The organism is Streptomyces sp. NPDC059853 (assembly GCF_042731495.1).
Classification (GTDB): Bacteria; Actinomycetota; Actinomycetes; order Streptomycetales; family Streptomycetaceae; genus Streptomyces.
This window is the reverse complement of sequence record NZ_JBHWJL010000001.1, coordinates 40,904-64,550: the sequence shown is the minus strand read 5'-3', so window position 1 is coordinate 64,550 and position 23,647 is coordinate 40,904. Positions and strand designations below refer to the sequence as shown.

The following is a 23,647-nucleotide window of genomic DNA, read 5'->3' as shown; positions in this document are numbered from 1 at the left end:
CCCGGTTCTCGGCGTCCACCTGCACCACCCGGGGCCGCGGCGCGCGCGCGTCGGCGTCGTCCGCCTGCGCGTACGTGATCAGGATGACCAGATCGCCCGGCTGCACCAGATGCGCCGCCGCACCGTTGATCCCGATGACCCCCGAGCCGCGCTCGCCCTCGATCACATAGGTCTCCAGCCGGCTGCCGTTGGTGATGTCCACGATGTGCACCAGCTCACCGGCGAGCAGATCGGCCGCCTCCATCAGCTCGGCGTCCACCGTCACCGATCCCACATAGTGCAGGTCGGCCTGGGTCACCGTGGCGCGGTGGATCTTGGATTTGAACATTGTACGGAACATGAAGCTACTCCTGGAGCTAGGCTCCCTGCCTGCGTCTAGGCAGGTCAAGGGCTCTTTTGCGACTGTACTACCAGTCGCATGTTCGGGCAGCATTCCCCAGATTTTTCAGGACTCATGCTGACCACTTGCTGACTTTCGTGACGCCCCATCAGGCCGTGCAAGTACCCCCATTCCCCCCGCCGGGAAGACACCCCAGCCTACGCAGCGCCACCTCAAGGCGCCCCATCCCCTTGCGGCCGCAGTGAAGACTCGCCGACTCCCGCCTGGCGCACCCGCTGGAGCGCCACGACCGCAACCCATCTCGTCACGATGAGCGATTCTTTAACCACAATGAGCAACGGTCCCCAAAGGCGTGCCCACTAGCAGCGAATCCCAGCCTCGCAAAGCCCGAACCGTTCACGAATTATTGCTGCCATCCGCTGCGGAGTCGTAGCTACGGCATGCAGCGGACGCAACCGACACCCGAGGCGTGGACCGCAGAACCCTCGCCGGCGGGATCGAACCCCGCCCCCGGCCAAAGGAGCAGCCTTGTCCGCAGGACAGACCCCCCTCGCAACTCGCTCCGAGAGCCATTCGTCACCACGGCACCGCCCAATCGAGCCGGTTCTCATGGATACCTCAGAAGTAGCGACGATGCTGAACATGTCCACAAGCTGGGTCTACTGGGAAGCCTCGAAACTAGGCCTGAGGGGGTACAAACTCGGCCAAGGAAGGAACGCCAAGGTTCTCTACAAGAGGACCGAGGTATTCAAATGGCTTGAACAGCAGAAGATTCATTAGCCGATATCCACGGGCTGCAGATGGCAGCACTCATCCATTGCTCATCCCGAGGAGCAATGCTCAAGACCTGTGGATCGGCCTCGGGTTGGACGCGATGGGCGTACCTTCCCGAGTGATGCCGTAATGGTCAACGAGTAGGCCCGCGTTGCAGCGCGGGCCAGGAAGGCACGCCCGTGCTCAGCGTAGTCACCGAGGACGGCTCCACGGAGTCCGGTTCCCTGATCGACGAGATCGTCCGCGAGGGCGCCCGCCGGATGTTGGCCGCCGCAATGGAGGCGGAGGTCGACCATTCCCTGTCAAGTCAGTTTGTTAACCCCTGAGTGAGGCGCAGGCCTGGCTGGCTTCCGGGCGAAGACGCACAGCATGACCCTTCCTGAAGGCCTGCATCCGCCCCGGCTCGTGAAAGCTCCGGGGGGACCTTTAGGGCACCAAGCCGCTTAGACCTACCCGGCGGCGTTCAGGGCCTCTCCGTCGGGGCCTGATCTGCTGGACGCACCAAGGCGTGCCCGTGCCCCAGAGGTTCGAGGGCCGCGGCGAGACGCATGTTCGCCCGCGCGCCCGGCAGGCCTCGGTAGGATGTGGTCAACGCCTCAGGAGGGTAGTTCAGTCGTGGCCGGTTGTCTCGAATTGCCGTTCGACGCACACCAATCGTTAGAGGTGTAGCGGCATGTCAGGCGATGATCGGACGACGCTGCGGCGAGTCGATGATGCTCACCCGGACACGAGGCAGCTTGTAGATGTCGTCTTCGTCCATGGCCTCGGTGGAGACGATGTCTCGACCTGGCTGCTGCGAGGCGCCGCGGAATCCTGCGGCCAGCACCCCGGAGCCGTGCATCAAGGCGAAGGCACGGGAGGAGACCTTGACGACGGCGGTCAGGGTGCCCCGGTGCGGATCGTGCACGGCCCCCAGCCGACGACCCGGGGCGTCGACCACCCGCAGCGAGGCGGCGGTGCCCGGCAGGTGAAGCAGCCCTTCGCGGCGTGGGCGCGTGGCGGGCCGGGCGAGCCAGAGCAGCTGATCGCCGAGCCGGCGAAGGGCATACCGGACGGTGATCGGCACCCAGTCGGCCAGGGCCCGACCACGGTGCCGGACGAAGACCGCGAGCAGGGCCCCCGCCCACAGCGGCAGCAGCTTGAGGGCTCCGGTCAGGCCGTACCCGAGAATGACGGCGAGCAGCAGTGCGCCGGTGGTCGCGGTCACGACGAGCTGTTGGGCGGTGAGGCCGAGCAGCACTCCGCGGCGCGAGCGGTGCGGGAACTTGACGGTGGCCGGGGCGTCCGGCCGGGGTGGTTCGGAATGCATGATGACCGTTTCGATGAGACATACGGGCAGGGAGGTTCGAGTGGCTCGGCTCAGGTACCGGGGTGCCTGTGCGGCGGCTCCGCGGCTGCCGAACCCTGCGGCGGGGGACCGGGAGTCGCCGTCCCGTACGTGGTCGCGGGCGCGGACAAGGAGGCGGAGTCTGCGCTCGACGGCGGTGCGGCGGACTGAGCACGCTGCCCGGGCCGCCGGATCAGTGGCTGGCCCTGATCGCCGCCGGTGCGGGGACGCTGGATGAGCGCCTGGCCCTTGTCGCCGGTGGCGTGGGGGTTCTCGCCGTAGCGGAAGTTCGTCTGCTTCGGCGGGGTGAGGGAGTCCAGCGGGTCGGGGGTGCTGCCAGCCGGGTTGATGCCGGAGGCGACCCCGTTCTTGTTCGTCCCCGGTACCTGGGCCGGGCCTTGCGGCGCACGGCCGCCGGTCTTCGCCTGCACGGCGAGCATGCCGGCGGTCTTTGCGGCGCCGGTGGCGACCGCCAGACCGGCGACACCCGACCGGTGCAGGTCGTTTCCGCCGGCCCCGTCACCGGCCCACTGCACGAACTTGTACGTGGCGTACGGGCACAGCAGCACCAGGACCAGAACGACGATGCCGGCCATGGCATCCGACAGCGCGGCCAGTCCGTCCTGCGGTTCCGAGTCCCCCAGCGCGCTCACGCCCACCAGGAAGACGATCGTCATCAGCAGTTTGGAGACCACCAGAGTGGCGGTGGCCTCAATCCAGCCCCTGCGCCACCGCTTGGCGACCTCCCAGCCGCCACCGGCGCCCGCGAAGACCGCGAGCGTGACCATGATCAGGATGCCGACCTTGCGGGCCACCATGACGCCCCAGTACAAGAACGCGCCGATGGCACAGCCGAGGGCGACCAGGGCGGGAATGGCCCAGCCCATGGAATACATCTGTCCGAATTGAGACACCCTGATCACGCGGCGGACGGCGTCCTCCATGCTGGTGCCCGCCACCTGGAACAGTCCGGCGCTGAGGACGTCGACGACGGTCAGCGCCACAGTGGTGACCGATATCGCCGCGAAGCTGAACAGGACTCCGGTCATCGTTCCGAACAGCGCCTGGGCCAGCGCACGATCGTCCCGGCGCCAGGCTGCGAGGATCAGTTGGAGACAGAAGGTGCCCACCGTCAGCACCAGGCCGATCGGCAGCAGCAGCTCGTAGTTGTCGCGGAACCAGCCGGCGTTCAGGTCGACGGTGGTCGTGGCGTCAACCGCGCGTACGGCGAGGTCCGCGGCTCCGGCCGCCAGTTCCCCCATCGACGAGGCGATCCAGGCACCGAGCCATGCGCCGATCCCGCTGGCCACCGATCCGCCAGCGGAGGAGATGACCTCGCCAGCCACATCGCAGACGACATTCACCACGGGGAGATCACACGGGCCCATTCGGCCCCTCCTTCATCTTCTTGTCGCGCGCCATCAGGGGGCGACGACCGGCATGACGGCCGCCAGCGCGCACGGTTTCTCGGGACGGCACTGGACGGCGAGGGTGATGGAACGGGCCTCGGCGCCGCCGGCGCTGGAACCGTTCCAGGCGATGGACTGTTTGCCGGTGACCGTGACGGTGTAGAGATACGCCTCGGTGATGGCCGCCGGGTCTTCCCGGAGCGCCTCGACGAATGCCATGGGGAAGTGGGCCTCCTCCGCCTTCGCCGTGGCGAACTGGCCGTTGTCCGCCATCTGCGCCCACAGCACCGGTGAGGGAACCTGAGCCTCCACGGACGTCGCATCCGTGTACTTCTTCTCGCCGGTCATCCACGCCTGGAGAGCCGACATGTGCTGCTCGTGGGTGACCGCGCGGGTGTCGTAGGCCCACAGCGCCTCGGCCGCGGCCTTGGCGAACTCGATCGGATCGTCGGTCTCCGGCGGCTCGGGAAGCTCCGCCTCCGGCACCTCGGGGCGATCCGGAGCGGGGGCGATGGACGGCTCCGCACTGGTCACGGGATCCGGTGGTGAACCGCTCGTACGGTGATCGCGGGTCAGGAACGCGAAGAAGGCCGCAAGGGCTGTCAGCACCATCAAGACGGCCCCGCCGAGCAGCACCCGGCGTCGCGTATCGAGGTTTCGCATCACTGGACCTGCGTTCCGAGAGCCGAGAAGAACGCCACGATCCCGTTGGCCGCACCCAGCAGTAGTGCGCAGCCGGCGGCCACAACGGTGCCCTTCTCGCCGGTGGCCTCGGCCTGATGACCGCCGGAGTGATGGCCCCAGGCCCACACCAGGGCGCTGACGGCGAGGGCGCCGACCACGGCGATGATGCCGAAGAGATTGATGCTGCCCATGACCTGCTTCAGCACATCCAGCCCGGGCAACCCGCCCTCGCGGGGCGTCACCCCCGGGTCGTACGCGAGGTCGAGCAACCTGTCGAAGACAAGCATTAACGAACTCCAGTTCGAGATCGGACGAAACGTGGCGGGCCGGTACGGAAGCGAAAGCGGAAACCTTCAGACGATCCGGCGAACGACGAGAACCTGGTCACGCCAATCGGCGAGTGTGGCGATTCGTACGACGTCCCCTGTCTTGGGCGCATGCACGACGAGCCCCGAGCCGATGAACATGCCGACGTGCTCCGGCACTTCGGCCGTGCCCTGGGTGAAGAGCAGGTCGCCGGGCTTCAAGGCGTCAACGCTGACCGCCGTTCCCTCCCCGACCTGCGTGTATGTGGTCCGGGACAGCTCAACACCGGCCGCCTGGTAGGCCATCTGCATCAGCGAGGAACAGTCGCAGCGGCGCATCGCGTCGGGACCGTGGGCATCGGTGCAGGAACCACCCCACTGATACGGGGTGCCGAGTTGTCCGAGAGCCCAGCGGATGGCAGTCCGTACGTTCTCCGGTGCGTTCGCCGGCAGCGAGTACCCCTCGGGGAGGGCCCCGGCCGGGATGTCACCGAACTCGGACCCGTCGCCCCCGTCCTCGTCATCACACCCGAGACCGTTGCGCGGCTCTTCATTGCCCGGCGCGGACACCAACGGATCGATGGCCTGTTGCAGGGCGGTCGCCAGCGGCTCCCACTTCGCGTAGGCGTCCGGGTAACCGGACCGCTGCACCGCCTGAGCGGCCTGGGTGACCGTCAGCGACTCCCAGCCGGAAACCTGGCGGAGCCCTTCGTAGAACTTGGTGCTGGCGTACACCGGATCCCGCACCTGCTCAGCTGTTCCCCACCCCTGCGAGGGACGCTGTTGGAACAGTCCGAGCGAGTCGCGGTCGCCGTAGTTGAGATTCCGCAGCCCGCTCTCCTGCAACGCGGTGGCGAGGGCGATGATCTGCCCGCGCGCCGGTATGTTCATCGCCGCGCCTGTGGCCTGGATCGTCACCGCGTACGGCACCTGCTCCTTCGGATCATCCAGACCGGGAACCGCCGAGGCCCCGGCTTCCCCGTTCTCCAAGACGTCGGCCACCTGGTCGGCAACAGCGTCGGCGTCCACGCCCGGCGAGGCTGAATCGGAGCACGAAACGTCTCCACCAGCAGCCAGCGCCCCTACCACCGGAACGATCAGCATCAACGGCCCGGCCGCCACCAGAGCGACCACAGCTGCGGTGGTTTTCACGACACCGACCCGCGCACAGAACTTATGCAGGCGTGCAACCGCATCACCAGCTCCTTACTGAGAGACGGCACGGTGCCGGTGCCTCGTCGAAAGTTCGCCGACACCGTGCCGGATGAATCCATGACGCCTAACTCGGGGCGGCAGCCAGCTGCACCGCTAATCTCTCGCGACGCATTTCCCCACCTCCACACAAATTTCCGCAGGTCAGCGCCGTGGATCGAGTTCCGTTCCACGAGCTGAGCGGAACAGTAGAGATGAATTCCGGCCGCACCAAACGAAGCTGGCACTCATTGGGTGCGGCCGGAGAACGCGGCTACCCTCCGGCACATCCCTCGCTCGCGGTCGAATAACCCGGGCGTCGTTTCCCATTTCCCGGAGAGAGCCTTCCGCATGACGTACACCCTCCATCGCGGTGACGCGCTCACCGTGCTGTCCCGCCTCGCCGACAACAGCGTCGACGCCGTGATCACCGACCCGCCGTACAACAGCGGGGGCCGCACCAGCGGAGAACGGACCGGTCGCAGCGCCCGCGCCAAGTACATCTCCGCCGATGCCAGCCATGACCTGGCGAACTTTCCCGGAGAGAACCGCGATCAGCGCTCGTATGGCTTCTGGCTGAGCCTGCTACTCACTGAGGCGTACCGGGCCACCGTCGAGTCCGGCGCCGCGCTGGTCTTCTGCGACTGGCGGCAGTTGCCCACCACGACGGACGCTCTGCAAGCCGCAGGCTGGACGTGGCGGGGCATCGCGTCCTGGAACAAGCCGGTCTCCCGACCGCAGAAGGGCAGGCTCCGGCAGTCGTGCGAGTACATCGTCTGGGGCACCAAGGGACCGGTCGATGCCAATCGCAACCCGGTCTACCTGCCCGGCCTGTACACCGCGAGCCAGCCGAGGAAGGACCGGGTGCACATCACCCAGAAGCCGGTCGAAGTCATGCGGGAACTGGTCAAGGTCTGCCCGCCCGGCGGTACGGTCCTCGACCCCTTCGCCGGCTCCGACTCCACCGGCGTGGCGGCACTGCGCGAGGGCCGACGGTTCGTCGGGATCGAACTCTCCGACCATTACGCGGACATCGCCGACGAGCGCCTCCGCGACGAACTGACCCAGGAGGACTTCGACCCGGCCGGCCCCGAAGAGTAAACCCGCCACCGGGGCTGTGTCTCAGACACAGCCCCGGTGAATCAGCGTGACGCTCCTTCGACGCTCCGCAGTACGAGGTCGCGAGCCCTGGCCAGATCATCCCGGGAGCGGATCTTCACCTCCAGCGCACCGGTGCCCAGCGCACCAATCCCTGGGAGGTCGCGGGTGAAGCCCTCGACCAGGTCAACGCCATCGGGATCGACCGCCAGCCGAGCGACGAGGGTATGGCTGGCCGGCTGGAAGCGGACCGTTGCGACATTCCTGATCCGCCGGTACGCGATGTAGTGCTGCTGGAACTCCATCCGCACCTCCGCGGACGAAGTGAGCAGCACGTCGAGGTCGGCATACAGATCCTTCAATGACTGCGGCGACTCGTCGTACAACTGCCGGACGCCCTTGACCGCAGCACGACCGCTCTCGGCACCTGGGGCCGACGATCGAGTCGACGCAGTGGAGCCGGCCATGGAGGCGACGAGTTGCAGGGCCAGCAGGTCAGCGCCGAAGTGCCGGTAGCTCACCAGGTCCACTCGCCGGCCGATCTCCTCCATCGCGAACACATCTTGGTGAAGTCCGCCGCCACACACACCACGCGCGGGTCGCTCCAGTCGACCTTGTCGGCTTCCTCCGCCCCCAGACGATCCTTGACCAGGTTCCCGAACTCGTGGGCAGGACTCTGCCTACCCCCGACCGTGCCCAGAACGGCACCGCCTGGACGCCTCATGCGCCGTAGTGGATGTGCCCGGCCCACAGGGTCGGAGTGGCGGGGAACCGCTCGCGCTGGGCGCGGACCGCACGGTGCAGAGCCACGGCTGAGTCGGCGGCGTCCCGGCCCACGCCGGAGTAGAACGCCTCGGCGATTTCCATCGCTGCCTCGTCGTCCACCCGCCACAGCGTGCCCACCACATGTCGGAATCCGGCCGTGTGGAACGCGCCCGCGATGTGCAGCGCCTCATCGGCCAGCGCGTCGTGACCGCGCACCGTCTCGCAGGCCGACAGATAGGCCAACTCCGCACGGTCCAGGCGCAGCCGGGCGATGTCGGCTGCGGTCAGCAAGCGTTCGGTGTGGTCGTTCAGCAGCAGGTGGCCGCCCGAACCCGTCTCTGCCCCGCTGATCGCGTGACAGGCGAGGTGGAACCAGGTGTACTCGGTCAGCGCCTTGAGCACCGAGGCATACTGGGCCTGGTGCCCGATTAGGCGGCGGGAGGCAGGAACCAGCCGGTTCACCTTCTCAATCTCGACCCTGGCACCCAACAGTTCGGGCGCTCCCGGCGTCCAGGGCATCCCGACCGCGAGCATGGTGCGTCCGCGCGAAGCCTCCCGTGAGCACGCCCACGCGAGGGTACGTACGGTGGCGGCGTACGAGGACACCACCCGGTCCAGCACAGCGGCGCCTGGACTGTGCGGCGACGCGGCAGCGTGCAGCGGCAGCGCGCTGAGCGGCCCCGTCGGAATCCACCACATCCGAGGAAATTCCCGCCCCTGGGGCGGCGGTCCAGTGAACCCCAGGGCCTCGAGGACGGGTTCGGCGATAGCTTCCCACAGCCAGCCGAGCAGCGTGGAGATCTGCCGCTGGGCGGCGAGCTGCCCGGCAACCGGCAGCGCAGTGTCGCCGGCCCGGCGTACACATGCCGTGAACTCGTCAGCTTTCTTCTGCAGTTGCGCGAAGTCCGCAGCCGGCAGCGGAACAGACCATGCTCTCCCCCGGTGGAGAAGTAGCGCGTCGCACCCAACTGGGCTGGTGTTGATCAGGGCCACCGGTCCGATGGGAGCCAGTGCCGCCAGGAGTCTTCGTGGGTCGGGAGGCCTCAGGAACTCCTCAAAGCCGGGGATGCCGCGTATGGCCCGCACCACCGCGTCCCAGGCCACGGCCTGTTGGTGCCGGTCCTCGCCCGTCAGTGTTTCGCCGGTGCCCCGCGGAGCATGGTCGGTCAGCAGCGACCCGGACAGGAAGCCGGGAGCCTCGGGGCGGTCGAGTTCCCGGGACAACGACTCGAAACGATCGGCCAGCCAGGGCTCCCGGGCACGGAGGTCGGTCACATCGTGGAGCGTGTCCAGCCTCTGGCCGATGAGCACCCCCCGGCCGTGCTCCAATTGGCGCAGCGCCCGCAGCGGATCCGGGGTCTGCGCCCGCAGCGACAGGGCTGCGGCGCTCCGTGCGATGCCGCCGAACCTGGCCAGCTGACGCTCCCGGTCGGCACGCGGCAGGGACCTGGGGACGGTCCTGGGCAGCAGTTCGAGGGCAAGGTCAAGACTCCACCGTGCCTGGGCCTCCGCCTTGGCGGACGCGCGGCGCCGTGCCGATATCGCTACCAGTAACCGGTTGGCGGCCCACAGCTGGGCCGCCTCAATACGCAGGTGGACGGGGTGTGCGGTGCCTTTGGCCAGCCGTTTGAGGTCACGCCCGGGTAACCGTCCGATGCGGAGCCCGCTACGTCGGCCGGCGTGGTTGCCGGCTATCAGGACTTCCGCCATTCTCGCGCTCGCCAGCGCCATCCGGGACGAGCCGTGCAGCACATGACCGGGCGGCGCCGCCGCGGCGGCCCTCTTGGCCGCCCGCACCACGGCCAGCAGGATGTCACTCTGCTCGCGGGTGATGCGGCCCGGGAGTTCCGGCAGGGGGGGTAACGGAGCATACGCGTCCGGCAGATGTCCCAGGCCGAAGGAATGCTCGAACAGCAGCCGCATCACCCTGGCGTATATCGCGAGCCGCTCTGCCCGGTTGGGGTGCTTGCGAGGGGTGGCCGCGAGAGCCTGGCGGGCGGCGGACAGCGCGGCGAAGAGGTCCTCTTCCCGCTCCCGGACGAGATAGAGATCCATCAGAATCAGGCTCAGATTCGCGTGAAAGCGTGCCCGCAAAGGATGAGATGCCGGTGTCCCGCCAAGCGCTTCAACAGCCAGTCGTACCGCCCTGATCAGCGCCTCGGCATCGCCGTGTACCGATTGGTGATGCACGAGCCGCAGCGCCTCGGCGAGATTGGAGCTGGTCGCGTTGATGAGGAAGGCGTCCCCCGACGACCGGGCCAGTTCCCTGGCCCGGTCGTACACGTTCACGGCCTCGTCGAGCGCGGTGGTGTCCTCGGTCACCTCGCTCTTGGCCTTCATCGCGCCGCCCAGGGAATTGAGGCGTGAAGCGATGGTTCTCCCGTCGGCCCGGGGGTCCCGCAGGGCGGCGCGAATCTCGCGGATGCCTTCGTCGAGATCCTCGGGAGCGCTGATGGCCTTCCAGCGGGTCTGCAGCGCCCCCGAGAGGTTGGCGCGAAAGATACCCAGCATGGGATGGCCGTCGGGCACGGCGGCAACGGCCGCGCGCAGTGTGTCCACCGCACGGTCGATGTCCTCCCGGGAGCCGAACCGTTCATAGCGTGACCACAAGCACTTGCCGAGGCCGTTCAACGCAGCGGCGTGCAACTCACCGGACGGCCTGGATGCCAGTACATGGCGGAAGGTCGCCTGCGCGGCTTTCAGCAGACGCCGATCATGAGTGCGGTCGAATTGATCATGTAATTCCTCGCCACGCAAGATCAGGGCCATATCGAAGGACGAAACCCGCTGACTCCGCGCCCCGAGAGCCATCATGACCATAACTTGCGTGAAATCCGCCTCGGGTTCCCGTTCACGCCTACCGAACATCGCTCCCCCGTACGGTCGCCGCGTTCCCCTCGCCCCACTACCATGAGGCATACGCTGTTGACGCAGCAAGGGGCTTCGGGGTGACAGGAAGAACAGCAACGGGGTACGACGGGGCGGAAGCCTCGCGAGACATACTCGCGCGGATCTGCGCCGAGCTGACCGACATCCGCGCGCTCACCGCCGCCGCCGGGGTGGGGATCGCGGGCGAAGCGGAGCGGATCATCGGCGCCCTCCGGGACGGTGCCGACGTGGCCGCCGCAGAGGAGGACCTGCACCAACTGCTGCGCCGCAGCGGGGTGGCGGGCGGGCTCCGCGGCGTTACCCGCGGCGGCGGTATCGGCGGGATGCCACCCCTGCCCGGTCATCCGGTGCCGCCCCCGGTGCTGGTGTGTCCCCTGAGCCGCTGCCCGCGCGCGGTCCTGGCCGACGACCCGCTGGAGATGTCCCGGGAGTGCGCGCTGCACGGCCTGCGCCTGCGGCGGATCGATCCCCCCGGATGAACGCACTGCTGACGGAGTTGGGCAAGAGCCTGGCCACGCGGTGGCTCAGCCAGCTCATGCCGGCCGGGCTGCTGTTCCTCGGCACCGCGGCGACGGGAGCTGTCCTGGGGCACACTCACTGGTACGACCTGCCGGCCGCGGTTCACCGGCTCGACCACGAGCTGTCCCGCCCCGGCGAGTCCTCCGTCGGTCTGATCCTGGGTGCCACCGCCGTTGTGGTACTGGTGGCGACGGCGACGGGACTGCTGATCAGAGCCATGGCTCAGCCCGTCGAGCGACTGTGGGGCGGAGCCTGGCCCCGGCCGCTCGACCGCCTCGCCGCCCGCCGTAGGAAACACCGTACGATCCGGTGGAACACCGCCGACGAGTCGCTCAGGGCGGCCTGGCGACACCACGCGACGGCACAGCACCACGCCCGCCCGCCCGGCGTCGCCGCGCCGGACGACGCGGAGCCGGCCCGGCGCCTGGCAGCCCGCGACCGGATAGCCCTGGAACGCCCCGCCCACCCGACCTGGATCGGCGACCGCCTCCACGCGGTGGACCGCCGGGTCCTCACGACATACGGCCTGGACCTGAGCGCGGTGTGGCCCCGGCTTTGGCTCCTGGTCCCCGAGGAGACCCGTAGCGAACTGCGCACGGCCCGTGCCGCGTACGACGCCGCGGCCCAGTTGGTCGCCTGGTCCGTGCTGTATCTGCTGCTGGCCCTGTGGTGGTGGCCTGCCCTGCCGGCCGCTGCGGCGGCCTTCCTCACCGGATGCCGCCGGGGCCGTGCGGCGATGGACACGTTCTGCGGCCTGGCCGAGTCGGTGGTCGATCTCCACTCCCGAGAATTGGCCGCCACCCTCGGTCTGCCGGCCGACGGGCCCCTAACGGCACATCGGGGAGCAGAGATCACCAGACTGCTGCGCAAGGACGCCTGAGCCCCTAGCCATGGAACCCCGTGCGGACCCCCGTCACAGGTCTTCGGGGGCGCGTCGACCAGGTGGTCCAGGACCAGCATGTGGCCCGGGGCGTGGGTGATGGCGTACTCCGGGGCCGCGGCCGGGAGGGCGAGTTGGGGGGTGACCCCGCAGGCCCAGAAGACCGGTACGTCGCCGTCCTCGATCACCGGGGAGGGTCCGAAGTCCACGCGGGACAGGTCGGCGATGCCCAGGGCCGCCGGGTCGCCGATGCGGACGGGTGCGCCGTGGCCGGTCGGGTAGCGCGCGGTGATCTCGACAGCGCGCGCGACCAGGGCGGCCGGAATGGCCCGCATGCATGACGGGGGCCCGTACGGTACTCGGATGCCAGGAACCGGATCCCGAGCAGCGTCTCCACGTTGGTTTCGATCAACGTCTGAAGGTGGCGCTCCAGTGTGACCGCAGCCCCCGGAACCTCGGTGGCGACTCCGTCCACCACCCGGAAGAGCTTCAGATCGTTCACCGGCTTCCCCCGCTCCGTCAGAATCATGAATCCTGCACGGGAGTCTATTCAGTCGGCCGCCACACTGTCTCTCGCTCTTCGGCTCCCCCGTCGAGGGCCCCGAGGAGAACAAGGTCGGGGCGCCCCCGAGATTTCGTGGGCTTCGGTCCGAGTCATCCTGGGTCGCCAGACGGATCGCCGCTGACGGCAGGGTGAGGCCCCCGTTGCCGTATCGCTGGTTGGGCGATCCCTTAATCGCGTCGGAAGCCTTGGGAGCCGGCAACAACCACTCCACCTCGTCCGCGAGGTTTGGCCCGTGTCCGCCGCGTTTCCGCTTCGCCGGGTGCTGACTTCCGCCGTTCGCCCCCAGATTGCTGGTCGGGATCTTGAGCAGGGCGAGACCGGCCGCGCCGGGCGTCGACGCCCCTGACACGTAACAGACGCCCCCACTCATCGAGCCTGAGGCTGGCCACGGCTCGGCAAAGATCTCTCGGTGACCACACAGCAAGGAGCCCTGGGATGTCTCCCAGACGCCTGGATTGGGATTCCACCGTGCAAGCCGAACCGCGTGAGGCGGCCAAGACCCGGCAAGGGGCGAAGCGATGGGGCCGTTGTGGTCAGCGTCCATGCCGGTGTTCCGGGGTAGGAACCGTACACGTCACGCTTGGGCCCGTGTCCTCGGACAGCGGTCGTCCGGCCGAGAGAGCAGAATGGGCCGAGCGGCTCAGCGCGGCAGTTGAACGAATCGCAGAACGGAACATGTCACCCGTCGGCTTGCACAGCGCCTCGGTAACTTGGTCAAGATCGCTCCGGACGTTCTCCAGTCGCTCTCGGACCGTGATGATGGCGTCTCGTCGGTCGTGTTGGTCGTCGGGCGGAGGCCATGTCGAAGTTCGGTGGAGGAGACCCAGCTCCGCGTACGCGGCGGAATAATTCTGGATGGCACGCCCTGCCGATCGAGCCGCCGCCGCATAGGCGTGGACGACCGGGCTGAGGTCGACCTCCTCCGTATCGTCGACCCGGACCAGCACCTCGTCGGTCAGCTTCTTACAGAGCCTGCTCAAAGCGGCGAGCTGCCGTGATGCCGCAGGGAGATCGGGAAGCTCATTCCTCGCCGCGTCCGGGTGAGATCGGCCCGCACCTGGCCGAACTGACGGGCGGTGGCGAACAGCTCGTCCGCTTCAAAGATCGCCCGGTGCCGCATCTCGCTCATACCGGCCCCCGCCGATTCTGGATGGCCGCCGGCGGGGCGATGTTGGCGAACGAAGGGGACACCGCGCTCACCGGACCCGCCGGTGGAGCCTGGGCGCCGGCCGGGGAGGAAGACGTCGCGGCGGCGCTGATCTCCGCTCGATGGCGCTGCTCCGCGATCACCCCGTCATGAGCTGGCGGGGAGCACAGCGACTCGTCCATATGTGCGTCGAAGCCGACGCCCCTCAACAGGTACATCGCCCGCGTAGCGCGGCTCATCTCCTCCTCGGTATCAAGCCCCTCCGGAAGCCGATGCCAGACATGGACCGGAGGCGCCATCTTCTCGACGAATCCGCAGCTCTTGAGGATCTGATGGGCCTGTGGATCACTGCTGTCGGCTATGACCTCCGTGCCGAGGGGCTTGCGGTAGATCTCGGCGTCGGTTCCGTATTCCTCGTGGAGGAAGGACAAGATGTGGCCTCTCAGTGAAAGCGACGAACTCAGCGGATCCGGCGGACGCCGGGTGGTTCGGTCTGCGGTGGGAGCGGGCTGTCCGAGGTCGGAGCGGCGCCAACTGCGCGGTGACGAGAAGAAGAGAGAGCGGCACGGGCCCGTTCGGCGTGCTCAACGGCCAGGGGCATCGCACCGTCGGCCAGACCATCGCGATCGGGATGCGGAAGGCTGTCAGGGAGGGCCACCTGCTCGGAGATGGCGCGGAAGCGCTCGCCCAGGTCCCGCCCTTCAGCGGTACCAAGGCCCTCGCACCAGGCGGCAGCCCGGCCGATGAACTCCTCCAGATCGCCGGCACCGCCACCGTGCCGTTCGAGGATCTGCTCAAGAACGTCAGCGACATCGCGCGCTCGACGCTGTCCGTGCGCCGACGCGAGGAGTCGGGGCTCCACTGCCACGGAGAAGCCAGCGTCCTGAAAGCCCTTGGTGGCACCGGCCACCGCACGAACCGCCGTGCCGAACGACGTGTCGTCCGGCAGAACGAACAGCCTCTGAGAGCGGTCGTACCGAAACCCGTGCTCGCGCAGCATCGCATCCACAAGAGGCCGGCTGTCAGCCGCCGCGGCGACGACGCCGAGGTCCTGATGAAAGCCGAAGGCCACACTGGGTTCGATCGGGGAAGACGTCACCGGGGCTCCTAACGGCAGGCGGCTGGCCGCCGCACAGCAGGAGTGGAAGGAGCCTGAGCAACAACATCACTTGCGGGCCGGGCCGGCACCGAAACTCCCGCGCGGCTCGGCGAGACAACGGTGGCTGCTTGGACCCGCCGCTGCTCAGTCACCCCCGTGGGGTCAGGACGCCCATTGCCCCGGATGTAAGAGAAGGCTTCGAAGACGAGGTCCGTGGTGTCGAGCCTTGTCTCGATGTAGCGGAGATCGCCCTCGTCGTAGAGCAGCAGACCCTCCCCGGTCCGCAGGTCAGTGCCGACGGCTCGCAGGGTTCCATCGGCATCACGGACCTGGTCGTGCACAACGACCCGGCCGGAGCGGATATCGGCGTGGAGCGCCTGTCCTGAGGTGACCGGTGTCTCGGCGGCTCCCGTCCTGCCCGGGGTTGCGGACTGAGCCTGCGAGGAAGGCGTCTGGTGCTCATACCTGGCATCGGAAGTGACGCTGTACCCCACAGCCCGAAGCGACTCCGCCGCCTGCCGTCCCCGCCGGACCGGGTCCCGCTTCGGTTCGCCCAACACGTACAGCGGACTATCGGGTAGTTGGCAGAACCCGACCCGGCGCATCATGTGGTCGGCAACATGACTTTCAAATGCGGAAGCCGCAACGACCCCATACCGGCCGTCATAGCTGATGGTGGTGTGTGGGCGATTTGCTGCCACAGGGGGTGCCCCTTACACGTATCGGAACGTTGCAAGGGGACGAGGGTCAGGCACTCATGCCGATTTGGCCGGGCCGGAATACCCGTGGTAACGGAGTTCAAGGTTGGTGGCAGACACCACGAGCGCCGACGCGAAGGCCACCTCGGGGCGCTACTTGCCCTTCCCTTCATCCCGGGCGTAAATCCACAAAGAGACGGAGAGCGGGACGAAAAGCAAGGCCAACAGGACACTGAAGCGCGCGTCCATGACGTGCTCCAACCGGCTGTAATAACGGTCTTTCCCTGTGCCGGCCAGCCACACAGCGAGGACCGCGAATATCCGGTGAAATCGAGCGGGAGCCGAGGCGGACGGCCATGGTCGTCTCTGAAGCGGAGACAACGTGGGTGAGGGCTGCGGAGGCTCGGGCATCTCGTTCAGCGTGGACATCGTGGCAGCGGAATAGTCAGATGGTTTTCCACAGACCGGTGTCGAGGATTCGGGTGCCTTCGTGATGCTTCCCGGCATCAGGTGCCGGTAGGTGCGGTAGGTCTCCTCGATGGATTTATGGCCCATACATTCCGCAACGTCCGTGATCGGTATTCCCTTGCCGAGGGCGTTGGAGGCGAAGTAGTGCCGGAAGCTGTACATTCCGACACCCTCCTCGGCGGGGAGGTTCTCGAAGAGGCTGCGGACGCGGCGTCGTTCCATCGGTTCGGTGTAGTAACCGCTCGGTCCCCGGAGCAGGTATCCCTCTTTCGTGGCGCCGTGCTTCTCCTCGAAGCGCTCCATCGCCTCGCGTACCGTCCGAGGAAGGGGCACTTCCCTGAACTCGCCCGGCTTACGGTGCTTGAGCTTGGCCGGCCGGTGCAGGTTGGAATGGATCTGCTCGTGTACCCGGTAAACGTCGTCCGCGACGATGTTGTTCAGACTTACCGCCCGTGCCTCGCCGTTACGAAGCCCGCAGCCCACCATGAGGGAGATCTCCAGTGCGAGGTCCTCGTCTGCGACCGCCAGCGCCTTCTTGACGTAGTCAAGCGTCGGGATGGCCACTTTGGCGCGAACATATTCGGGTGTGTGAACTCCCTTGACGGGATCCGAGGCCATTGCTCCCTTGGCGTAGGCGTCCCGGAGGATCGACTTCAGGGTGCGGAAGATGTTCACCTGATGGCCGGTGCCCACGCCATTCGCTGCCAGATCGTCCAGAAACTGCTCGACTACACTCGGCGTGACCGTGTTCAGCTTCCGCGATCCCATGGCCGGGTTGATGTGGACGTTGAGGTAGCTGCTGACATGTTCGGCGGTTGAGTAGTCGGTCATTTTGCGTTGCCGGGGCAGCCACGACTCGGCGTACTCCTTGACGGTCTTTCCGCCCAGCTCACGGCGGGCTTCTGCGACGGAAGGGGCGATCTTGCGCTTCTCCGAATAGATCGCGTTGAGGCGTTCTATCGCGTCGTCCTGGGTGGGGTAGTCGCCCTCCTCCCGCTGAGTGCCGAGCGCGTCGCGATAGCGGGGCGTGTACGGGTGCGGGCAACGGGTCGGCTTGGAGCAGTCGCAGGTTTTGAAGAAGGTACCCATGCCGCGGGCGAGCTTTCGGGCCACAAGTCAGCCTTTCGACCGAGCCGGGCGACCAGCGGACCAGCTCCGCCGTCACGTCCCGGGAGTCGGCATGAGGACACAGCGGTGCCCGCATGCTGACTGTTCGCTGACTTGAGCCCCACCATGATGGCTCTGACCTGGGCAGATGTCCAGAGGCTAGATGTTGGACTTGAACAGAGTACGCAGCACTTTGGACTCCTAGAAGACGGCTCCCCGCCAGCTTTCTGCAGGTCAGGGGCGCGCTTCACCGTACATCGGCATAGCTTCGACTCCAAGATTCTCCAGAACATCGTTCGCCGTAACGAGCAAGTCTCTCACCTGCGCAATCTGCGCGAATCAAGCTGCCGCCAAGCCATTGACCAGGAACATGTACAGAGGACTCTCCCAGTCCAATGCTGAGCGGATACTGACCTACCTGATGGCTCATCAGGTAGGTCGACGATCTCGAGCAAGTTGCTGCCTGGTTCAGCGACGGTGAGGTAGAGGGTCTGGGGCCGACCAGAACGCGCCTCCACCACACGACCGAACGCTTCCGCGTCGTTCCCCCTCTTCACCAAGCCGAAGGCGCACGACAAAGTCTCGAATGACAACAGACGGGCATCCGTTCGGCCAGGACTTCCAACAGGTCGGGGCGAACCACGACGTCAGCCTGGAGGTGGCAGACCACTCCCCCACCGGCCCCTCCGAATCCGCATGACAACGCTGCTGCGGCGACTGCGTTGGCTCACGCGACAGTCGCTCAGAACGGAGCCTGGGTCACTGCCCATTGCCGCCATGGGTGAGCCCACTCAGGACCGTCTCGCTCTCCTACGGGAACCGTTCCGGTCGTCCCGTTGGCAGTTTCGAGCCGCAGGCGCATGCCATGCCGACGAGCTCGGGAGCAGTGAACGGCTTAGCGCGGGAGGTTATGCCTCCGTTGGTGCTATCGAGGACCTGGGTGACGTAAACGATGCCGTAGATCTCCTCCGGGCGAAGTGACTGGCTCGGTCAAGTTCAGACTCGCCCCGGTCCCCGGTGCATCTGCACGGAGACCGATCCGTCCTGGCCGGTGCCTGACCTGAAACCACCAGCTATCGCATCCTCTCCGAAGAGATGACAGTGCTGGCCAAGCGCGTAGACATCTGGCAGCAGGCAGAGATCAAGCCCCACGGGATCGCGGTCGTAGCCCGAACTTATGCCATGGCCGACAGCGCTGTTCAGGCACTACGTGACGCCAGGCTAGCCGTACTGACCATAGAGGTTGGTGACATGATTCACGGTTGGTTGGTCTTGAAATGGGTGAGGGCCTTCTGGCCTGGTGTGGATTGCGACATCTGCACCGGCGACCAGAAAGGCCCTCGCGCCACACCGTAACGCACCCCTGACCGAGACCGGCCGTCTGCGGCTTGCCCGCTGCGTCGTGGATGACGGCTGGCCCCTGCGGGGCCGCCGAACGCTACCGGGAGCCCCGGTAAAGCCGGGATACCTGACCGGACCTCCCGTCCACACAGCAGCCCGCGCCGGACCCCGACGCGCACCGAACGCCGGATCATCAAGGTCCGCGTAGTGCACCGGTGGGGGCCGGCCCGCATCGCTCATCTGCTGCGGCTGGTGCCCTCCACCGTCCACCGGGTCCTGACCCGCTACCGGCTGGCCCGGCTCACACATCTGGACCGGGCCACCGGCCGCGTCATACGCCGCTACGAACGCGAACGGCCCGGCGAACTCGTGCACGTCGGCATCAAGAAGCTCGGCAACATCCCCGACGGCGGCGGACACAAGGTCCTGGGCCGGCAGGCAGGCCGAAAGACCCGCGCGGGCGCCGGCTACAGCTATCTGCACACCGCGGTCGATGACCACTCCCGCCTCGCCTACAGCGAGATCCACACCGACGAGAGGAAAGACACCGCCGCCGCGTTCTGGCACCGTGCCCAGGCGTTCTTCGAACAGGCCGGAATCACCGTCGAACGCGTCCTGACCGACAACGGGGCCTGCTACCGGTCCCACGACTGGCGCCAGGCCATGGCCCAGGCCGGGATCGCTCACAAGCGGACCCGGCCCTACCGGCCACAGACCAACGGCAAGGTCGAGCGGCTGAACCGGACCTTGCTGGAAGAGTGGGCCTACGCCCGCCCCTACCGGACCGAGCAGGAACGACGCGACGCGTTCCCGCAATGGCTGCACACCTACAATCACCACCGCGGACACACCGCGCTCGCAGGCAAACCACCCACCAGCCGCGTCCCCAACCTCACAGGGCAATACACCTAGCACCGCGTCCCATAACCGCTTGGCGCAACCTCGATGCAGATGGAATCGCCATCGTCGATGGTCTGGCTCGCAAGCTGGGCCGCCCGGTGCAAGCGGTAGGGATGGATGCCAAGTGGCACAGAGATCCGGATCGCAAGCCCATGAAGCGTCCCGAACAGGACAAAACTCGGGACGGGGAGCTTGCAGCTGATCTCGCCGGCCTGGTCGCCGATGACCTTCGGGACCTCGCCTTAGCAGTGTCGGGACTGGGGAGTCCTTCGAGCAGGAGAACCAGTACACCTCGGTCCTCCCCCCGCCTTCCAGAGCTGCCGGCGCCGCTGCTGCCCTCGACGCTTGGCCGCCCGTCCTACGAGGAGAGCACAGCGATGTGAACGGAAACCAACTGCCCTGGGGCGATCCCGAAGACGACGTAGCGCTGCTGGCACCGACCGAGCGGATGACCAACTGGCGTGCATTCCTGGCACCTTTGGCGGCCAGCCGGGAAAGATAGCGGCGCCGGCCGCCCAGTAATGCTTGCGCTTCGCTTCGTGCGAGGCGCCCCCTGTTCGGTGGGTGGTGCGATCCACAGGAGATTGCTGTGCCTTTCCTAGCGGAAAGAACCGAGCCAGAACGGGAGAAGCGTGCGCATCTCATCCGTCCAGTACATCCGTCAGGTGTCTATCGGTTCACGGCTGCCGCAACAGGCCTGGTGATTGGGGTCTTCCACGCTCTCAGCAGTCTTGTCATCGGTCAGGGAACATCCCAATGGTCCCTCGCATGCCCTTCCCCTGCTCCCTTCTCATCGTGGTGGGCCGCGCGCCCAACCGGCGGCCTCTCCGCTCCGCCACCCAAGTCCGAAGTCGCTCTTCATCCCCGCCAGCCCTCTGCCAGAAATGCTCATATGTTACGTCGGGGAGTGTCCTCCGAACCAGCCTAACAACCCCTTAAATTGCACACCTTGAGTGGGCACTAAGAGTGTGCTAGCGTCGCACTCAAGTAGTAGGCGGACAACAACTCCTTCGAGCCTTCGGGATATATGTGAGCGCCTTGGGCAGGATGCGGAAGTTATCTGGCAGGGAACCGTTTACGATATTGGGCCTGCATTTCGGCCACGATGCGGCAGCAACAGTTCTCCGGGGCGGGAAAATCCAGTCGTATGTGATGTGCGAGCGATTCTCCCGGATAAAACATCAACTGGGACTGGACATTGACACGATTTACCGCGCGTTAACGGATGCAGGAATCGGGGTGCGCGACCTGGATTGCGTAGCTGTGTCCTCCACTCAGGGTATTGAGCTACTTGTGGACACACCTTCGCGATTCGATGTTGAGTATCGGGGGGAAGACTACTTCGGCAGGCCCGTGCCAAGCCGTTTCGAAGGTCTGGAGCATGCGCAGATCGCGGCCAGCGGTGAGCGATCGCTGCTGAAGATGCTCTCCGATCCGGAACTGTCTGGCACCTATGTCGGCCAGTTTTTTGCGGAGGTCGCCCCCGCCTACCTTGGGTCCATTCCCCATGCCGACCGGGGCATTCCCTGGCTTGATTTCTACTCAGGGGAAGCCGAGTGGGAAAGCGCTGTCGGTCTAACCGGCTTGGCTGGAATCCCCACCGAACCGGGGGATCAGCTCCGCTACGGATTCCACGTTCCACTGACAGCGACTCTGGACGGGGTCCAGATCCCCGGCTACGCGGTGCACCACCATCTGGCTCACGCGGCCTGTTCGTACTACCAGTCCGGGTTCCGGCAGGCAGCGGTCTTCACTCATGATGGATTCGGCCTGGCGGAGGAGCGTGTCCGGGACAAGGGATTCCTGGAAAGGGCGTGCGGTCCGGGTATGTTCTTCCTGGGCGAAGAGAGAGCACTCTACCCATTAATGCCACACAAGCTCGGAATCGGGTTTCTATACGAGCATGTAGCCACGGAAATTGGTCTGGGAGTCAGTGGCGGCCCGGGAAAGCTGATGGGTCTTGCAGCGTACGGGAAACCCCGGTTCTTCGACGAGAGCTTCGTCGGGAATCTCCATGATCTCGAGAAGAAGTACACGGACGCGCCGAACGACTGGATTCGTAGCTGCCTGGAACAGGCCGGAAGGCTCGGCTACGATCTGACCGCCCTGGGCGATCCGAACCGCATCACTGAACCGGTCAACGCTGACATCGCGGCCAGCACGCAACTGCTCCTGGAGCGCACTAGGCTGGCGGCAGTCGCGTCCTTGAAAGACCTGCTCAACCGGATGGGCCGGGAGGATATCTCTCAGCTCTGCATGAGCGGCGGTACGGCGTTGAACTGCCCGTCGAACACTGACATCGCGGCCACGGGCGAATTTGACCGGGTGTTTATCGAGCCTATGTGCGATGACAGCGGGATCGCGGTGGGAGCCGCGCTGGCCGTCCACCACAGCATCCTCGGAAACCCACTCCCCGAGTCCCGGAAGTTCCGATCCTCGCCCTACCTGGGCCCTGGGTATCCGGAGGAAGAGATCAGCGCCGCGCTGGCCGCAGCCGACGACCGGATCAGGGTGGAACTCTGCTCGGACACGGCCGAGAGCGCAGCCCGGGACCTGGCAGACAACAGAATAGTCGCCTGGTTCGAGGGCAAAAGCGAGGCGGGGCCGCGAGCGTTGGGGCACCGCTCGCTGCTGGCTGACCCACGCCCCCGGGACAACTGGGCCCGAGTGAACCGGGTGAAGGGTCGCGAATGGTGGCGGCCTCTGGCTCCCGCCGTGCTGGGAACCCACGCTGCCGAGTGGTTCACCGGAACCACATTCCCCTCGCCTTACATGCTTTTCAACGCCGACGTCTGCGGGAACGGCCTCGGTGCAGTCACCCACGTCGACGGCACGGCCAGAATCCAGACGGTGGACGAGGCCTGCGGGGACTATTTCCGGCTCATCACCGCCTTCCACCGGCTCACTGGAACCCCGGTGGTACTCAACACCTCGCTGAATAGCCCGGGTGAACCGATCGTGGAGCATCCGGCCGACGCCGTTTCATTCTTTCTCGACCGGGAGGCCGATGTGCTCTACCTGCCCGGTTACCGGCTGACTCGAAAGGCCGACAACAAAACGTGACACCAGGCGCGTTCCCTTCCGCACCCGACACCCCACCAGAACGGATGAAAGAAGGCCCAACTGTGCCTGATCCGCAGCAGAACCCCGACACACTGAATGACTGGACTTATGTCCTGTGCACGCCGGACGCTGTCCTCGGCGGCAACGTCCCCGCCGTCATCGACTGTCTCCAACAACACGGACTCGTCCCGACCGTGTGCCGTATGACGGAGCTCGACCTGGACCTAATCAGGGGGCTCTACGGCGAGGGAACCCAGTGGTTTATCCAAAACCCGGGCGGCGAGAACGTCCGGTTCTCCTTGGACCTCCACGAACAGCTCTACGGGCTCGCTCCGGCATGCCTGATCATGCTGCACCGGCCCGCGGGAGCGGCCTGCCGGTCGGCACTGCAGGCCAAAGGCCGGGTATGGCCCGAGATTTCTCCTGGGCGAACCGTACGGCGGCTCGGCGAGAACGTGGTCCTCAACCTGATCCACTGTCCCGACGACCCGGAGGCGGCAGCCAAGGAACTTACCGTCTTGGTGGGCTCCGAGGAGGCAGAGCGGCTGCCCAAACTCGCCCGAACAGCTGGCCCAACACTGACTGGCCTGGTCGGCCTCCGGGCCTTCACCGATGCCGCTCCCACCTTCCATGGCTGGGAGGCAACCTCCTTCACTGCCATCGCCAATCGGTTGCACCGGCGGGTGCTCCAGCGCCTGGCTCTCTCCGCCCTGGACGAGGAGCAGGAACCAGCCCTCGCCAGGGCCGTCCAAGTCCTGGACCGCCAGCGCATGGATATCTCCCGAGCGGGCACCAGCCAGGACCGCATGCTGGCAGCACAGCCGGCTGTATCGGAGATCCGTACGACGCTGAGCCGCGCCGCAGCCGGGCAGGAGGACCCGGTACTGCTGGCGGGAATCGAAGCGCTGGCCGAGCACCACGATGTGCACGGTGCCCGGGACCTGGACGCGATCCATTCGCTGCGTAGTTGCGGCGTCTATATCTCCCCCCTGGAAACAGTGATTATCGGAACGCACCACTACGCGTTCCGCCCCAATGAGTACACATGCAAAGCCTATTGTGACCACGAAAGGTGACC

The 23,647-nt window shown here is 66.5% G+C and carries 19 protein-coding genes and 3 pseudogenes; 9 read left to right on the top strand and 13 right to left on the bottom strand.

What is annotated here, in order from left to right; genetic code table 11:
* Window positions 1-340: aspartate 1-decarboxylase (panD, locus tag ACFV5N_RS00265; protein ID WP_385592112.1), on the bottom strand; the 340-nt coding region annotated here is incomplete at its 3' end.
* 609 nt (window positions 341-949) lie between these two features.
* On the opposite strand from panD, the gene ACFV5N_RS00260 reads away from it, so the two are divergent.
* Window positions 950-1,120: a helix-turn-helix domain-containing protein gene (locus tag ACFV5N_RS00260; protein ID WP_385592120.1), complete on the top strand. Its 171-nt coding sequence runs from the start codon at window positions 950-952 to the stop codon at window positions 1,118-1,120.
* Between the two features lie 173 nt (window positions 1,121-1,293).
* The gene (locus ACFV5N_RS00255; protein WP_385592121.1) at window positions 1,294-1,440 is read left to right on the top strand and encodes a hypothetical protein; all 147 of its coding nucleotides are present in this window, start codon (window positions 1,294-1,296) and stop codon (window positions 1,438-1,440) included.
* Between the two features lie 512 nt (window positions 1,441-1,952).
* Here ACFV5N_RS00255 and ACFV5N_RS00250 read toward each other — a convergent pair.
* The 5 genes and pseudogenes from ACFV5N_RS00250 to ACFV5N_RS00230 form a co-directional block, all read right to left on the bottom strand.
* Window positions 1,953-2,423, bottom strand: a pseudogene (locus ACFV5N_RS00250) (SCO6880 family protein); the annotation flags it as partial.
* 50 nt (window positions 2,424-2,473) lie between these two features.
* Window positions 2,474-3,829: an ATP-binding protein gene (locus tag ACFV5N_RS00245; protein WP_385592110.1), complete on the bottom strand. Its 1,356-nt coding sequence runs from the start codon at window positions 3,827-3,829 to the stop codon at window positions 2,474-2,476.
* A gap of 33 nt (window positions 3,830-3,862) precedes the next feature.
* Window positions 3,863-4,513 carry a hypothetical protein gene (locus tag ACFV5N_RS00240; RefSeq protein ID WP_385592108.1) on the bottom strand — a complete coding sequence of 217 codons (651 nt, stop codon included), beginning with the start codon at window positions 4,511-4,513 and terminating at the stop codon, window positions 3,863-3,865.
* Window positions 4,513-4,821, bottom strand: a complete 309-nt coding sequence (locus ACFV5N_RS00235) for a DUF6112 family protein (protein WP_385592106.1) — start codon at window positions 4,819-4,821, stop codon at window positions 4,513-4,515. Before ACFV5N_RS00235 ends, ACFV5N_RS00240 begins: the two co-directional genes overlap by 1 nt.
* A gap of 66 nt (window positions 4,822-4,887) precedes the next feature.
* The gene (locus ACFV5N_RS00230) at window positions 4,888-5,991 is read right to left on the bottom strand and encodes a C40 family peptidase (RefSeq protein WP_385592104.1); all 1,104 of its coding nucleotides are present in this window, start codon (window positions 5,989-5,991) and stop codon (window positions 4,888-4,890) included.
* A gap of 390 nt (window positions 5,992-6,381) precedes the next feature.
* Between ACFV5N_RS00230 and ACFV5N_RS00225 the strand changes: the two genes are divergently transcribed.
* Window positions 6,382-7,131 (top strand): DNA-methyltransferase, encoded by a 750-nt coding sequence (locus ACFV5N_RS00225; RefSeq protein ID WP_385592103.1) that lies wholly within the window; start codon window positions 6,382-6,384, stop codon window positions 7,129-7,131.
* Between the two features lie 41 nt (window positions 7,132-7,172).
* On the opposite strand, the gene ACFV5N_RS00220 is transcribed toward ACFV5N_RS00225, so the two are convergent.
* Together ACFV5N_RS00220 and ACFV5N_RS00215 are read right to left on the bottom strand one after the other, a co-directional pair.
* Entirely contained in the window at window positions 7,173-7,679 is a 507-nt protein-coding gene (locus tag ACFV5N_RS00220) for a transporter (RefSeq protein WP_385592101.1), read from the bottom strand.
* Window positions 7,680-7,848: 169 nt separating this feature from the next.
* Window positions 7,849-10,662, bottom strand: coding sequence for a CHAT domain-containing protein (locus ACFV5N_RS00215; protein WP_385592100.1), 2,814 nt, complete (start codon window positions 10,660-10,662; stop codon window positions 7,849-7,851).
* A gap of 179 nt (window positions 10,663-10,841) precedes the next feature.
* On the opposite strand from ACFV5N_RS00215, the gene ACFV5N_RS00210 reads away from it, so the two are divergent.
* Together ACFV5N_RS00210 and ACFV5N_RS00205 are read left to right on the top strand one after the other, a co-directional pair.
* Window positions 10,842-11,261, top strand: a complete 420-nt coding sequence (locus ACFV5N_RS00210; protein ID WP_385592098.1) for a hypothetical protein — start codon at window positions 10,842-10,844, stop codon at window positions 11,259-11,261.
* A complete protein-coding gene (locus tag ACFV5N_RS00205) occupies window positions 11,258-12,181 on the top strand; it encodes a hypothetical protein (protein WP_385592096.1) in 924 nt (307 codons plus the stop codon). The genes ACFV5N_RS00210 and ACFV5N_RS00205 overlap by 4 nt, the downstream gene beginning before the upstream one ends.
* A gap of 77 nt (window positions 12,182-12,258) precedes the next feature.
* Here the strand turns inward: ACFV5N_RS00205 and ACFV5N_RS00200 are convergent.
* From ACFV5N_RS00200 to ACFV5N_RS00185, 4 genes and pseudogenes are all read right to left on the bottom strand, one after another.
* Window positions 12,259-12,516: pseudogene (locus tag ACFV5N_RS00200) on the bottom strand (D-glutamate cyclase family protein); the annotation flags it as partial.
* A gap of 1,206 nt (window positions 12,517-13,722) precedes the next feature.
* Complete coding sequence (locus ACFV5N_RS00195) at window positions 13,723-13,875, bottom strand: hypothetical protein (RefSeq protein WP_385592094.1); 153 nt, start codon at window positions 13,873-13,875, stop codon at window positions 13,723-13,725.
* On the bottom strand, window positions 13,872-14,324 hold the full coding sequence (locus tag ACFV5N_RS00190; protein ID WP_385592092.1) for a hypothetical protein: 453 nt from the start codon (window positions 14,322-14,324) through the stop codon (window positions 13,872-13,874). The genes ACFV5N_RS00195 and ACFV5N_RS00190 overlap by 4 nt, the downstream gene beginning before the upstream one ends.
* Window positions 14,325-14,353: 29 nt before the next feature.
* Window positions 14,354-14,992: a hypothetical protein gene (locus ACFV5N_RS00185; protein ID WP_385592090.1), complete on the bottom strand. Its 639-nt coding sequence runs from the start codon at window positions 14,990-14,992 to the stop codon at window positions 14,354-14,356.
* Between the two features lie 128 nt (window positions 14,993-15,120).
* On the opposite strand from ACFV5N_RS00185, the gene ACFV5N_RS00180 reads away from it, so the two are divergent.
* A complete protein-coding gene (locus ACFV5N_RS00180) occupies window positions 15,121-15,378 on the top strand; it encodes a hypothetical protein (RefSeq protein WP_385592089.1) in 258 nt (85 codons plus the stop codon).
* 465 nt (window positions 15,379-15,843) lie between these two features.
* Here the strand turns inward: ACFV5N_RS00180 and ACFV5N_RS00175 are convergent, their stop codons facing one another.
* Window positions 15,844-17,247 carry a tyrosine-type recombinase/integrase gene (locus ACFV5N_RS00175; protein WP_385592088.1) on the bottom strand — a complete coding sequence of 468 codons (1,404 nt, stop codon included), beginning with the start codon at window positions 17,245-17,247 and terminating at the stop codon, window positions 15,844-15,846.
* A 1,420-nt stretch (window positions 17,248-18,667) separates the two neighbouring features.
* On the opposite strand from ACFV5N_RS00175, the pseudogene ACFV5N_RS00170 reads away from it, so the two are divergent.
* From ACFV5N_RS00170 to ACFV5N_RS00160, 3 genes and pseudogenes are all read left to right on the top strand, one after another.
* Window positions 18,668-19,518, top strand: a pseudogene (locus ACFV5N_RS00170) (IS481 family transposase).
* Window positions 19,519-20,589: 1,071 nt separating this feature from the next.
* A complete protein-coding gene (locus ACFV5N_RS00165; RefSeq protein WP_385592086.1) occupies window positions 20,590-22,569 on the top strand; it encodes a carbamoyltransferase C-terminal domain-containing protein in 1,980 nt (659 codons plus the stop codon).
* 203 nt (window positions 22,570-22,772) lie between these two features.
* Window positions 22,773-23,645, top strand: a complete 873-nt coding sequence (locus ACFV5N_RS00160; protein WP_385592084.1) for a hypothetical protein — start codon at window positions 22,773-22,775, stop codon at window positions 23,643-23,645.
* The last annotated feature ends 2 nt before the right edge of the window (window positions 23,646-23,647 follow it).